Origin of the sequence: Pedobacter sp. MR2016-24, assembly GCF_026239655.1 — a bacterium.
Taxonomy (GTDB): domain Bacteria; phylum Bacteroidota; class Bacteroidia; order Sphingobacteriales; family Sphingobacteriaceae; genus Pedobacter.
The window spans coordinates 266722-280803 of record NZ_JAPIVO010000002.1; the positions used below are offsets into that span (position 1 = coordinate 266722).

Sequence of the window (14082 nt, forward strand, 5' to 3'; positions counted from 1 at the left end):
GATCGTAAAAACGCTAAATCGTTGTATAGTTCATGCGAATAAATGAATTCGCTATTTTTAAACTGTCTGCAACACCTAAATTTGAAAGTCAATAGGCGATTATTCAATCCCGAAAGATCAGAGAAGGAAGAACACATCAACCAGCCGGTTAGATCTTCCTTTTTAGCTTTCCTGAAAAAAGCCTTTTAAACCAAATATTAAACAGGTATAAACAAAATTTATGAAGCAAACTTCTACTAGCTTATGCTATGTACTGATCTTTCTGCTCATTGTAGTCTATGATCATGCATTTTCGCAATCATTACCCAAAAAAACTATCACAGGTAAAGTTACAGATACGCTGGGCATCGGTCTTCCGGGTGTAGTAGTTGCTGCTGTAACTAAAGTTAATGTAGGTACGCAAACGGATAACAACGGTAAGTTTGTGCTTGACGTTGAGCCGGGTACGCTATTGAGATTTTCCTACGTGGGTTATAAAGAACAGCGGGTTACCGTTGGAGCTACCGCAAATGTGATCAATATCCGTCTGCTCGAAAATAACATCCAGGCAGATGAGGTGGTCATTACCGCATTGGGACAAAAGCAGCGAAAGGAAGCACTGGTAGGATCAGTAACCACCGTAAAGGTGGCAGACCTGAAAATCCCCTCCAGTAACCTTACCAATGCACTTGCCGGAAGGATTGCCGGCGTAATCGGTTATCAGCGCAGCGGACAGCCGGGGCAGGATAATTCTCAGTTCTTTATCCGGGGAGTAACTACTTTTGGTTATAAACAGGATCCCCTGATCCTGATTGATAACGTGGAGCTTACGCCTTCAGATCTGGCCCGACTACAGGTAGATGATATCGAAAGTTTCTCCATTCTGAAAGATGCGAGTGCAACGGCACTATACGGTGCAAGGGGTGCAAACGGGGTGATCCTGGTCAGTACCAAAGAAGGTAAAGAAGGTAAGGCTAAAATTAACTTCCGCCTGGAAAACTCTGTTTCCCAATCTACGCAGACTTTAGAACTGGCAGATCCGGTTACCTATATGAAGCTGTATAACGAAGCGTCTATAGGAAGAGGTTTAGCACCGAAATTTTCTCAGAATCAAATCATCAATACCCAGGCAACGGTGAATCAAAGCCCGGGATATAATGAATACGTGTATCCCGCGGTAGACTGGCTGGGTTTATTATTCAAAAAAAGAACCAATACCCAGCGTGCCAATTTAGGGATCAGCGGTGGGGGCGGTGTAGCGAGATATTATGTAGCGGGCTCTTATAGTCTTGATAATGGGGTGTTGAATCAGGATGATAGAAACAACAATGATAATAACGTCAAATTCCGTAATTATCAATTGCGCTCTAACGTCAATATAGACCTGAGCAAAACAACTGAACTGATTGTGCGCTTGTCGGGTAACTTCAGTGAGTACACCGGTCCTCTGGCAACAGATGGTGGTTTTTCCACAGATTTGTACAATATAGCAGTACACACCAGTCCGGTGCTTTTCCCTGCTTTTTTTCCTGCAGATGCGGCAAATGCTAATGCACAACATATTTTGTTTGGCAATGAGGGCTCAACTACGCAAAATTCTATCTTATACAATAATCCCTATGCAGCATTGTTAAGAGGACATAAAAGCTCTTCCGAATCAAGAATGTCTGCCCAGTTTGAAATCAACCAGAAACTGGATTTCCTTACAGATGGTCTGAGCTTCAAATCCATTTTCAGTACCAACAGGTATTCCTATTTCGATTCCCAGCTGGCCTATTCGCCATTTTATTACAGTGTAGGATCTTATGACCGGCAAAGCAATAACTATACGTTGAACTGGCTGAACTCTTCTGTAGCAAACAATGTCCCTAACATTCCGCAGGAATATTTAAGCTATACTGCCGGCACGCCTAATATCAGTACATTTTTATATGCCCAGGCCTCATTGAACTATATCAAAACATTTGGCAACCACAATATCAGCAGTACACTCATCGGAACCAGTCAGCAAACTACTTATAACAATGCAAAAGATCCTAAAACGGATCAGCGAACATTGCAATATTCCCTGCCTTACCGAAATCTGGGACTGGCAGGCCGTTTAACCTACGCTTATAAAAACAAGTATTATGTAGAATCAAACTTTGGCTATAACGGGTCGGAACGCTTCTCTGAAAACCACAGGTTTGGCTTTTTCCCTACTATTGGTGCGGGATGGGTAGTGTCTAACGAGAAATTCTGGGAGGGTTTTACGGGGACTATTGACCGACTTAAACTTCGGGCCAGTTATGGTATAGTCGGTAATGATGCGATCGGTTCACAAAGGTTCTTCTATCAGTCGGACGTCAACCTTAACGGTGGTGGTAACTATGCATCTTTTGGTTATAATAACGGTTCCAGTCGTGAAGGCGTATTTATCAACAGTTATGAAAACCCGAATATTACCTGGGAAACTTCCAGACAAACCAATTTAGCCCTGGAAGCGACGCTGTTCAAAAACATGAATATCATTGCAGAGTTTTACAATAACTACCGCTATGATATTTATATGCAGCGTAAAAATTTACCTACCTCACTGGGACTGGAAGCGATTGATCCAAGAACCGGCTTACCAGATATTGGTGCCAACATTGGTGTAGCCAGGTCAAAAGGGATGGACTTATCCGTGGATTATAAAATGAATATCAATGCGTTCTCCTTTGCTTTGAGAGGAAACTTCACCTTCGCTAAAAACAAATACCTCAATTACGAAGAGCCGCAATATGCGGAAGCTTACCGTTACCAGACCGGACAGGCCATCAGCAGAAACTATGGTTTCATCGCAGAACGCTTATTTGTGGATGATAATGAAGTGGCTAACTCACCGACACAAATTTTCTCCCTTAACGGTAAAGCGCCAAGAGGAGGTGATATCAAATACCGCGATTTAAATAACGACGGTAAAATTGACGGTGCCGATCAGACCTTTATCGGCTTCCCGCAGTCGCCCGAAATTGTATACGGTTTTGGTTTCAGCTCATCTTACAAAAACTTCGATTTATCGGCCTTCTTTACCGGACAGGAGCGCATGACTTTTTTCATCAATCCGCGTAAAGTTAGTCCTTTCGTGCCAAGCGATGAGCAATATATACTCGGTAATACCCAGTTGTTGAAAGATTTTGCAGACAACCACTGGTCGCCAGAAAACCAGGACTTATACGCTTTATATCCAAGGCTTTCTATTACTGCTGCAGATCTGGAGAACAATTACCAAACCAGTACCTGGTGGATGCGTAATGGTCGTTTATTGCGCCTGAAATCTTTAGAAATTGGTTATACCCTGCCTAAACGTGTTTCCAGCAGCATCAAACTCTCTTCCTGCAGAATTTATTTCAACGGATTGAATCTCTTCACCTGGAGTCCTTTCAAAATGTGGGATCCTGAACAGGGAGGTAATGGTTTTGCTTATCCTATACAGAAGGTGTTCAATGTTGGTCTTAACGTGAATTTATAATGAGAACTATGAAATCATATTACAAATATATATGTATCGGGCTACTGGCAGTTTCCAGTTTATCCTGTAAAAAATACCTGGATATTACTCCGGACAATCTGGGTACGCTCGATTATGCGTTCAGAAACCGTAATGAAGCAGAAAATTATCTGTACTCCTGTTATGCCTATCTGCAGCGCCTAAACGATGTGGCTACCAATCCCGGTTTCAGTGCTTCCGGGGAGCTGATTTATTCCAACACGCTTGAACAATACCTGGGATTTAATATCACCGGTTTCAATTTACTGCGTGGCCTGCAAAACTCAGGTAATCCCGGTTTAAATACCTGGGAAGGTACACAAGGCAGTTACAGCATGTTCCGGTCTATCCGGATCTGTAACATCATGCTGGAAAATATAGATAAACCCATAGACTTGGGGGAATCTGAGAAAAAACGCTGGATTGCTGAAGCAAAGTTCCTCAAAGCCTATTATCACTATGTGCTGCTGAGAATGTATGGTCCGATTCCATTGATCAAAACCAATCTGTCCATCTCCAGTACTACAGAAGAAATCAGGGTAAAAAGGTCATCCGTAGATGAATCTGTGAGTTACATTGTTTCCCTGATCGATGAAGCTATTCCGGATTTACCCGCGGCAATTGTGAGTCAGACTACAGAACTGGGCCGTGCCACTTCGGTCATTGCACTTTCGCTGAAAGCAGATGTGCTGGCTACCGCTGCCAGCCCCCTTTTCAACGGTAACCCCGATTATGCCAGCTACAGAGACAAAGACGGCATATCCCTCTTCTCTGCCAGCTATGATGGCAACAAATGGAAACTCGCCGCCGATGCGGCAAAAGCAGCGATCACGGCGGCAGAAACGCAGGGCAACAGACTGTACACTTTTTCTGCTCCGGCTTCTGTAGGCAGGTTGCCAGACTCATTGAAAAGGGAGCTCGACGTACAAAATGCCGTAACGGAGAAATGGGAACTGAATCCGGAAGTGATCTGGGCATCAAACCCCGAATTTAGCTACCAGGGTTTTGCAACGCCAAGATTAACCGATAAATCTGCTGTCAATGCTTTTTCTAATCCGTCTACGTTTTCTGCACCTATCTCTACCCAGGAGTTATTTTACACGGTAAATGGTGTGCCGATCAGTGAAGATAAAACCTGGGATTACCAGGGCAGGAATACGCTTAAAGTAGGCGACGAAGCCAGCCGTTATTATATCAAAGAAGGTTATCAGACCATTAAAGGACATTTTGCCAGAGAATCAAGATTCTATGCAGATCTGGCTTTTGATGGCGGGATCTGGTTTGGTAACGGAAGAATTGACCCGAATAACAATTCACTGCCACTTTACCATGTGCAAGCCAGAGGAAATTCCCTGGCCGGTCCAACAGATAATATCCGTTTAAATATTACGGGCTACTGGCCAAAAAAACTGGTCAGTTATCAATCTGTATATGATGACGGTTTCCAGCCTTCACCTTTCCGTTTACCGATCATCAGACTGGCAGGTTTATATTTGCTGTATGCTGAAGCTTTAAATGAAGCTGAGGGGCCGGTGTCCGAGGTTTTTACCTATATAGACAGGGTGCGTGCACGTGCTGGTTTGCAGGGAGTTCAGGCTGCCTGGTCGGCCTATTCGAGAAATCCAACCAGGTTTTCTTCTAAAGAAGGGATGAGACAGATTATCCATCAGGAAAGAAGAATTGAATTGTGTTTTGAAGCGCAGATTGGCTGGGACTTAAGAAGATGGAAAGAGATGCAAAGTGTGCTGAGTCAGCCGCTGCAGGGATGGAGTGTATACGACAGTGAGGCTATCAATTATTACAGACCCGCTACCAAATTTATCCCGGTATTTGGTACAAGAGATTATCTGTGGCCAATTAAGAATGATCAGTTAATCGTTAATCCCAACCTGGTTCAGAATCCTTACTGGTAGTCACTATTATTAAATCATAACAGACATGGAAATCAAACATAAAAATAGCTATTTGTTATTGCTCATCGCGGTGCTGGCCTGTTTTACTGCCTGCAAGAAAAGCGAAAGCTATAACGATCCTGCCTCTGCCGATATGACCAAGCCCGGAGTGGTGAGTGATATCAAGGTGGATAATTTTAACGGTGGGGCCAACATTACCTACAAACTGCCGGATTCAAAAAACTTGTTATATGTGCTGGCCAGGTACAGCATCAATGGTCAGGTGACCAGAGAAACTAAATCAAGCTACTACTCGGATACGATTAAAGTGGATGGCTTTGCAAAAAAGCAGGCCTATGAGGTGACCCTGTATTCTGTGTCACGGGCCAATGTAAAGTCAGACCCCCTTATAGTACAGGTAAACCCGGAAACCCCGCCCTACCTTTTGCTAAAGCCCACCATAGTAGCAGAAGCTGATTTTGGGGGAATCAAAATTTCAGCAGCCAATACCTCAAAAAATTCCGTAGGCATTATCCTCCTTGAAGTGGATAATACCAATCATTCTGAAATTATTGATCAGCATTACACCGCTGTCAATTCCATCAATTATTCTCTAAGAGGTTACAGTCCGGTGGCCAAAAAATTTGGTTATTATGTGATGGATACCTTTGGTAATATCTCTGATACGACCTACACCACGATCACGCCTTTTTTTGAGACCCTGATGGACAGGACCAAATTTTTCTCTTACCGTCTGGCTACCGACGGGGCGATTGGCTATGGCTGGGATCTTCCTTATTTGTGGGATGGTAAAACGGATGGATCTTCAAACGGATGGCATACCAATCCCGGCGGTACCTTACCTATCGTTGCCACCTTTGGTTTGGGTGTGAGTGCTAAACTGAGCAGGTTTGTCCTCTGGGAAAGACCAGATGGCGGTGATAAGTTTGCTTATGGTCACGGTAATCCGAAGGTGTTCTCCATCTGGGGATCGAACGTGGATGCACCAAGAGATGTGCAATTGCCAAAATCTGCACCTGAGGGGACCGTATTGGGCGACTGGACAAATCTCGGCAACTATAACTATCCTGATCCGCCCTCAGGCCTTAAACCTATTGCGCATACCCCGGCCGATAATGATTTTGTGAAGGCAGGAGTGAGCTTCAATGTGCCGCTCGCCAGTCCTAAAGTCAAATTTATCCGCCTCTCTGTTGAAGGCACCTGGTCCAATGGGAATTTTGCCCATGCAATGGAAATGGCATTTTACGGAGATCCGAGATAGGCGACCAGCCATTAAAGAATAATATCAATTAATATAGAAGATATGAAATCATTATATAAATCATACAGCCTCTTAATTTTCTGCCTGCTGGCATTGCTGATTGGCTGTAGCAAAGATGACCTGGAATTTAAGGATTTCCTCAAGGATGGGGAAAAGATTTATCCCGGACGTGTATCTGCCATTGTGCCTAAACCAGGTAACCTGAGGGTGGGCCTGTGGTTTAGTCCCAATCCCGATCCAAGTGTTACAAAATATGTGATCTACTGGAATAACAAGGTCGACTCTATGGTGGTCAACGCCCTGAGTAACCGTCCGCAGGATACAGTAAAGGTTATTATTCCCGGCTTAAATGAAATTGCTTACAGCTTTGTGGTATACTCGCTCGATGCCGCAGGGCATCGGTCTATTCCGATAGAACTGCCTAATGTAAGAATCTATGGACCGCTATATCAGGGCGGTTTATTGAACAGGCCATATAATGCGTCAAATCCTTCAGCACTGAATGACGACGGTTCATTGACTTTGAATTTCAATACACCAGATACGATTAATGTAAACACGGTCATCAGATACACCAATACTGCTAATGCTGCGGTAGAAAAGGTTTTGCTGCCAAGAGATACCGCTGTTATACTTCCCGGCTATAAAACAGGAAGCGAAGTACTGTATAAATCAGCCTATATTCCTGGCAGGGGAGCTATCGATACTTTTTATGTTTCCGCTTTCAGTACTTTTCCGGCCTATGTTTACCGCGATGTGCAGTGCGATAAGTCGCTCATGAAAGCAGTGTCCCTCCCGCATGATGTTTATGCCGATTTTGACACCAGTTTTGATAAGCTATGGGATGGCAGTGTGGGGCCGCAGGGATATCCTAACATTTTCCACAGTAACGGCAGTACCTTACCTCATCACTTTACATTCGACCTTGGAAAGACCTATCGCAATCTTGTAACCATAGAAGAAACAGGCAGGAACCAGTCGCACAACCCGATTGAGTTCGAGGTATGGGGCATCAATGACCTGACTGGTGCGGCTACCACTTTAGCCTCCAATGATCCGGGATGGAAAGCAGAATCCCTTGCAAAAGGATGGGTGCTGCTCAAGGATGCGTTAAGAACAGACGATGGGCAGGCAGCGCTGAAGTTTGACCTGGTCAGTAATCCGCCGCCAGTCCGCTATATCAGGATCAGGGTGAAAAAAGTGGCTTCCGGGGATTCGAGTTACAGCAATATCAGCGAACTTACCTTCTGGAACAGACAATAGCAAAACAGCCATAGCACTTTTAGAACGAACATATAACGCTGAATAAGAAAAAAATCAGCAATAAGATACCAAAGATATGATACAAAAGAGCACGACCAGAGATGTGCGTTACCCGCTGGGAAAAGGTGCAGGCAGTGATGCTATCCACCGCGACCCGGTATATTCTTATGCCGTAACCTATTTACATGACGATAATGGCCATACAGGAACAGGCTTTGCTTTCACCCTTGGTGAGGGCAATGACCTGGTGTGTAAAGCCGCGCAGTTTTATGCCGATCAGCTCAGGGGCATGGACATAGAAGAACTGATGGCCGATTTTGGCAATACCTTCAACAGGTTTTCCAATGAGCAGCAGTTCCGTTGGCTTGGGCCTCATAAAGGTGTGGTGCACCTTGCCCTTGCCTCGGTAACCAATGCCTGTTATGACCTTTGGGCAAAAAAAAGAGGTGTTCCGCTGTGGAAACTGCTCATCGACCTGAGTCCGGAACAACTGGTGAATACTCTTGATCTGTCTTATCTTGAAGATGAGCTGACCAGGGAGCAGGCCCTGCAACTGCTGCGGGAGAATGCCGGCGGCGCTTTTGCCAGACAAGGCATCCTTACTCAGGGATATCCCGGATATGATACTTCCATCGGCTGGTTCAACTATACAGATGAAAAGATCAGGGAAAACGTATTGCGCGCTGTGGGAGAGGGCTATACCGCTATGAAACTGAAAGTAGGGTCTGCCGAGGCCGAACGCGATATTCGCCGTGCACAACTGGTTCGAGAAACCACGGGCGACCAGGTGAAAATTATGCTGGATGCCAATCAGCAATGGACGCTGCCACAGGCGATAAAGATCTGCGGACAGCTGCAGTCGATGAACCCCTACTGGATCGAGGAACCCACACATCCTGATGATATCCTCGGGCACCAGACCCTGGCTAAAGCCATTGCGCCGACAAAATTAGCTTTGGGAGAACATGTGCCCAACCGCATTATCTTTAAGAATTACCTGCAGACCGGCGCTGCCGGATTTATACAAGTGGATGCCGTTCGCGTAGGCGGCGTCAGTGAATTTATTACTGTCAGCCTCCTTTGCCGGAAATTCGGGATTCCTGTTGTTCCGCATGTTGGTGATATGGGACAACTGCACCAGCACCTGGTTTTGTTTAACCACATCAGCCTGGGTCACGAAGCTTTATTCCTGGAACAGATTCCGCACCTGCAGCAACATTTCGTTCATCCTGTACAAGTTAAAAACGGAGTTTATCTGACTCCACAGGAAGCCGGGAGCAGCTGCGACCTTAAATTATAAAACCTATTTTAGTATAAGCCGAAACCTGAAATGATACAAACGACCGACCTGCTGATAAGTATATTTTATATTGCCGCGATTTTACTGATCGGATTGTGGGTAGGTATCCGCCACCGCCGCAAAAGTAAAGCAGGTGCTGCCAGCCAGTATTTCCTGGCCGGTAAATCACTCCGCTGGCCCGCAATTGGCCTGGCTTTATTCGCGACCAACATCTCTACCGTACACCTGGTCAGCCTTGCACAAAGTGGTTTTGACACGGGGCTGCTCAACGGAAATTTTGAATGGATGGCTGCTTTTACCCTCATCCTGCTGGCCTTGTTTTTTGTTCCTTTTTATATCAAGTCCGGCGTAGCTACCCTGCCCGATTTCCTCGAGAAAAGATATGACAGGTCCAGTCGCGACTGGCTAACCTTCGTTTCCATCCTTTCGGCCATCATTATCCATATTGCTTTTTCCATGCTGGCCGGGGGGATAGTGCTCAAGACACTCTTCGGTGTTAACCTCTATATCAGCGTCATTGTGATCTGCCTCATTACCGCAATTTATACCATTGTTGGCGGCTTAAAAGCAGTAGTGGTGACCGAGTCTATTCAGACCATCGTGCTGCTTACCGGTGCAACTGTCATCTGCGTAGCTACCTATCACCGCATGAATGGATGGCAAGCCATGCTCGATGTGCTTACACAAACAAATCACAGGGATAAACTCCATATGCTGCGGCCACACGGTGATCCTGGAGGCATGCCCTGGTACGCTGTGTTTTTAGGTTATCCAGTACTTGGCATCTGGTACTGGTGTGCTGATCAGACCATCGTTCAGCGGGTACTTGGTGCTAAAGATGAAAACCATGCCCGTGTAGGCGTGCTCTTCTGCGGATTTATCAAAATCCTGCCGGTATTTATTTTTATCCTGCCCGGCCTTTTCGCCTATACGTTGGCGCAGTCCGGAAAATTAGACCTCTCTGCAATTACGACCATGAGCGCGACAGGTGAAGCGGTGGTAGACAGTAAAGGAATTTATACACTGATGATTACCCAATTGCTGCCCAGCGGTTTAATCGGTGTGCTTGTCGCTGCATTGCTTTCCGGTTTAATGAGCCAGGTATCCGGTGCACTGAATTCCATTTCTACCATGGTCAGCTACGATATTTACGCCCGCTATAAACCCGGAATGAGCGATCAGCAGCTGGTCAGGGTCGGCAAGATTGCTGCGGGTATAGCCCTGGTGTTCTCGCTTTTCTTACTTCCGCTGCTCAATCAGTATGAAAGTATCTTCAACGGATTAAATGATATCATTGCACATATTGCTCCTCCGATCACCTGTGTATTTTTACTTGGTGTGTTCTGGAAAAAAGCTTCTGCTGCGTCGGCCAGACTCACTTTATGGTTAGGGTCTGGTCTCGGCGCGGCTGTCTTTATTATCAATAAAACCTTTAGCCATACGGTAATGGCCCAGATTCCTTTTCTGATGGTAGCTTTTTATCTTTTCTGTGCCTGCCTGGTTTTGCAAGTGATCTTTTCCTATATATATCCTGTGCAGCATAGCAAAGAAAGCAGCACACTGTACTGGACTTCCTTTCGTGAACCCTTGCAATCACCCGGATGGAAAAGTATTGGCAATTACAAAGTACTGTCGCTCTTGCTTTTCCTGGTCATGGCCACCCTGTTTTATATTTTTAAATAGCTCCCAAATATTCCAATCATGTTACTAAAAGATAAAGTTATATTCCTTACAGGCGGGTCAAAAGGCATAGGTTTTGAATGTGCTAAAAAGTATGCTGAAGCCGGTGCCAAAGTAATGATTGTATCTAATGATGCCCCTTCTTTGGCAACGGCCCTTTCCGAACTGGGGGAGAGCCATAGTGCTGTATTCTGTGATATCTCCAATGCTGAAGACGTAGCCAATGCCATTGATTATACGCTCCTGACCTATGGAAAGATAGACGTGATCCATAACAATGCAGGGATTGCCCATCCTTCTAAACCACTTCATGAAACCGGGGCGGATGAATGGGATCACTTATTTAATACCAACCTCAAAGGGATTTACCATACCACAAAATCTGGCCTCAACGCATTAATTCATTCTCAAGGTTGTATATTGAACACCAGTAGTCTTGTAGGAGAAATAGGGCAGGAGAACCATGCCGTCTATGCTGCAACTAAGGGCGCGGTGAATGCCCTGACCAAGTCGATGGCTCTCGATTATGCCAGACACAAAATCAGGGTGAACGCGGTTGCGCCTGCCGGGGTGTGGACGCAAATGCTGGAGGACTGGGGCAGGGAGCAGGACGATGTGGCCGGAATCAGGAAATATCTCGACGGCATCCATGCATTAGGTTACTGCCCTTCGGGCGATGTGATTGCCGACGTCTGTGTTTTCCTGGTCTCCTCACAAGCCAGATTTATCACCGGTGTGATCATGCCCGTTAGTGGCGGTGCAGAGCTGGGTTACAGAAGAACAAATGAATAACCATATATAAACACACAAATGAACATGTTGAAGAAATTTTTCCTCTTTTCTACCTTGCTGATTCCCTTATTTACTATTCATAGTTACGCACAGCAGCCCTTAAAACTCTGGTATAACCAGCCCGCAAAAATATGGGAAGAAACACTGCCTTTAGGGAATGGCCGCTTAGGCATGATGCCCGATGGAGGAGTGCTCACCGAGAAAGTAGTCTTAAATGATATCACCCTATGGTCGGGCGCACCCCAGGATGCCAATAACTATAACGCCTATAAAAGTCTGCCGCAAATCAGGAAACTCATTCTGGAAGGTAAAAACGATGAGGCGCAGGATTTGGTTAACCGCGACTTTATCTGTACTGGTCCCGGTTCCGGCGGCGTGAACTACGGCTGTTTTCAGTTACTCGGCGATCTGCAGCTCGATTTTAGCTATCCCGGCATCGCTGCTGGAGCCGTTAAAGCAGAAAAATATTACCGAGAACTTTCCCTGAATGATGCCATCGCTAAAAGCGTTTATACTGTTAACGGAGTAACCTATACCAGGGAATACCTGACCAGCTTTGATGACGATGTGAGCATTATCCGCCTAACCGCTGATAAAGCCGGACAGCTGAATTTCAAAATATCTTTGTCGCGCCCCGAAAGATCACAAACCAGCGTTTCCGGACAGGAATTACAATTGTCTGGTCAGCTTGACAATGGCATTGACGGTAAAGGTATGCGCTATCTCAGTAAAGTGAAACCCCTGTTAACCGGCGGTACCTTAAGCACAGATCAAAATTCACTCGTTGTGAAAAATGCGAGTGCTGTCCTCCTTTTTATTGCTTCCGGTACCGATTTCAAAAACAAGGACTTCATCGCCAAAACTACACAGCAGTTAAATGCCGCAGTGAAAAAGAACTTCACCCTGCAAAGACAGAACCACATCAGGAATTACCAGAAAATGTTTAACAGGCTTAGTCTGAACATAGGTGATAACCTGATAACAAGTGTAGCCACAGATCAGCGACTCACAAATTTCCATGCCAATCCTAAAGCAGATCCGGGCTTTCCCGTTTTGTTTTATCAGTATGGCCGTTACCTCAGCATCAGCAGTACACGCGTCGGTCTATTGCCACCAAACCTGCAGGGACTCTGGGCAAATCAGATCCATACCCCCTGGAACGGCGATTATCACCTCGATGTGAATATCCAGATGAACCAGTGGCCCGTAGAGGTCAGCAATTTATCAGAATTAAACCTGCCCCTTGCAGCGCTTGTAAGCGGAATGGTTAAACCCGGAGAACGTACGGCAAAAGCCTATTACAATGCCGATGGCTGGATTGCACATGTAATTACCAATGTATGGGGATTTACAGAGCCCGGTGAAAGTGCTTCCTGGGGGGCTTCCAATGCAGGTTCTGGTTGGTTATGTAATAATTTGTGGGATCATTATGCCTTCAGCAATGACAAAAACTATCTGAAAAGCATTTACCCGATTTTAAAAGGATCTGCACAGTTTTACAGCAGTGCGCTGATTAAAGATCCGGAAACAAACTGGCTCGTTACGGCACCATCGGTGTCGCCCGAAAATACATTTTACCTGCCAAACGGTAAAACCGCAAGTATCTCTATGGGGCCGACTATCGATAACCAGATTGTGCGTGAATTATTTACCAATGTGATCAATGCCTCAGCAACATTAGGCCTTGATGCTACCTTCAGAGCAGAATTAAAAGAAAAACTGAAATCCGTTCCGCCAGCTGGTGTGATCAGCAAAGACGGCAGAATTCAGGAGTGGATTAAAGACTACAAAGAAACAGAACTGCAGCACAGGCATATTTCCCATTTATATGGCTTATATCCGGCAGCATTAATTACCACCAGTGAAACACCCGCACTTGCCGAAGCTGCAAAAAAGTCCCTCGAGGTAAGAGGAAACGATGGACCGAGCTGGTCTATCGCTTACAAACTCCTGTTCTGGGCCAGGCTGCATGATGGTGAACGTTCCTATAAACTGCTGACAGAATTATTAAAACCTACCACAAAAACAGACATTAACTATGGTGCTGGTGGCGGGATCTACCCGAACCTGTTATCCGCCGGTCCCCCTTTCCAGATTGACGGTAATTTTGGAGGTACTGCCGGGATTGCAGAAATGCTGATTCAGAGTCATGAAGGCTATATCGAATTACTCCCTGCTATACCAGAAAACTGGAAGGCTACCGGTACGGTAAAAGGTTTAAGAGCAAGAGGCAATTTTACCATAGATATGAGCTGGAAAAATGGTAAGATTGTGAACTACAAAGTCGTTTCTTCCAACCCGCGAAAAGTGAAAATGAAGATCAATGGAGAACTGAAAGAAGTCATGGCTGGTAAAGCTTTATAAAAAATATAATGAATTACAA

At 45.4% G+C, this 14082-nt stretch carries 8 protein-coding genes; all 8 read left to right on the top strand.

All coding sequences use genetic code 11. From position 1 onward, the window contains the following. Window positions 1–220: 220 nt before the first annotated feature. The 8 genes from OQX62_RS05305 to OQX62_RS05340 all read left to right on the top strand — a co-directional run bounded on the left by OQX62_RS05305 (window position 221) and on the right by OQX62_RS05340 (window position 14063). Window positions 221–3472 carry a SusC/RagA family TonB-linked outer membrane protein gene (locus tag OQX62_RS05305; protein ID WP_265830373.1) on the top strand — a complete coding sequence of 1084 codons (3252 nt, stop codon included), beginning with the start codon at window positions 221–223 and terminating at the stop codon, window positions 3470–3472. 8 nt (window positions 3473–3480) lie between these two features. Continuing rightward, on the top strand, window positions 3481–5403 hold the full coding sequence (locus tag OQX62_RS05310) for a RagB/SusD family nutrient uptake outer membrane protein (protein ID WP_265830374.1): 1923 nt from the start codon (window positions 3481–3483) through the stop codon (window positions 5401–5403). Window positions 5404–5428: 25 nt separating this feature from the next. Next, window positions 5429–6664 (top strand): DUF5000 domain-containing lipoprotein, encoded by a 1236-nt coding sequence (locus tag OQX62_RS05315; protein ID WP_265830375.1) that lies wholly within the window; start codon window positions 5429–5431, stop codon window positions 6662–6664. A 42-nt stretch (window positions 6665–6706) separates the two neighbouring features. Beyond that, a complete protein-coding gene (locus OQX62_RS05320; protein ID WP_265830376.1) occupies window positions 6707–7927 on the top strand; it encodes a DUF4998 domain-containing protein in 1221 nt (406 codons plus the stop codon). Between the two features lie 76 nt (window positions 7928–8003). Next, entirely contained in the window at window positions 8004–9227 is a 1224-nt protein-coding gene (locus OQX62_RS05325) for an enolase C-terminal domain-like protein (RefSeq protein WP_265830377.1), read from the top strand. A gap of 30 nt (window positions 9228–9257) precedes the next feature. Continuing rightward, a complete protein-coding gene (locus OQX62_RS05330; RefSeq protein WP_265830378.1) occupies window positions 9258–10910 on the top strand; it encodes a sodium:solute symporter in 1653 nt (550 codons plus the stop codon). Window positions 10911–10928: 18 nt separating this feature from the next. Beyond that, entirely contained in the window at window positions 10929–11699 is a 771-nt protein-coding gene (locus OQX62_RS05335) for an SDR family NAD(P)-dependent oxidoreductase (protein WP_265830379.1), read from the top strand. A 24-nt stretch (window positions 11700–11723) separates the two neighbouring features. Beyond that, the gene (locus OQX62_RS05340) at window positions 11724–14063 is read left to right on the top strand and encodes a glycoside hydrolase family 95 protein (RefSeq protein WP_265830380.1); all 2340 of its coding nucleotides are present in this window, start codon (window positions 11724–11726) and stop codon (window positions 14061–14063) included. Window positions 14064–14082: the final 19 nt, after the last annotated feature.

Excerpts from the sequence above, each read along its gene's own strand:
- OQX62_RS05325 (WP_265830377.1), top strand. The coding sequence starts at position 8,004 with ATGATACAAAAGAGCACGACCAGAGATGTGCGTTACCCGCTGGGAAAA.
- OQX62_RS05340 (WP_265830380.1), top strand. The coding sequence starts at position 11,724 with ATGTTGAAGAAATTTTTCCTCTTTTCTACCTTGCTGATTCCCTTATTT.
- OQX62_RS05315 (WP_265830375.1), top strand. The coding sequence starts at position 5,429 with ATGGAAATCAAACATAAAAATAGCTATTTGTTATTGCTCATCGCGGTG.
- OQX62_RS05330 (WP_265830378.1), top strand. The coding sequence starts at position 9,258 with ATGATACAAACGACCGACCTGCTGATAAGTATATTTTATATTGCCGCG.
- OQX62_RS05305 (WP_265830373.1), top strand. The coding sequence starts at position 221 with ATGAAGCAAACTTCTACTAGCTTATGCTATGTACTGATCTTTCTGCTC.
- OQX62_RS05320 (WP_265830376.1), top strand. The coding sequence starts at position 6,707 with ATGAAATCATTATATAAATCATACAGCCTCTTAATTTTCTGCCTGCTG.
- OQX62_RS05335 (WP_265830379.1), top strand. The coding sequence starts at position 10,929 with ATGTTACTAAAAGATAAAGTTATATTCCTTACAGGCGGGTCAAAAGGC.
- OQX62_RS05310 (WP_265830374.1), top strand. The coding sequence starts at position 3,481 with ATGAAATCATATTACAAATATATATGTATCGGGCTACTGGCAGTTTCC.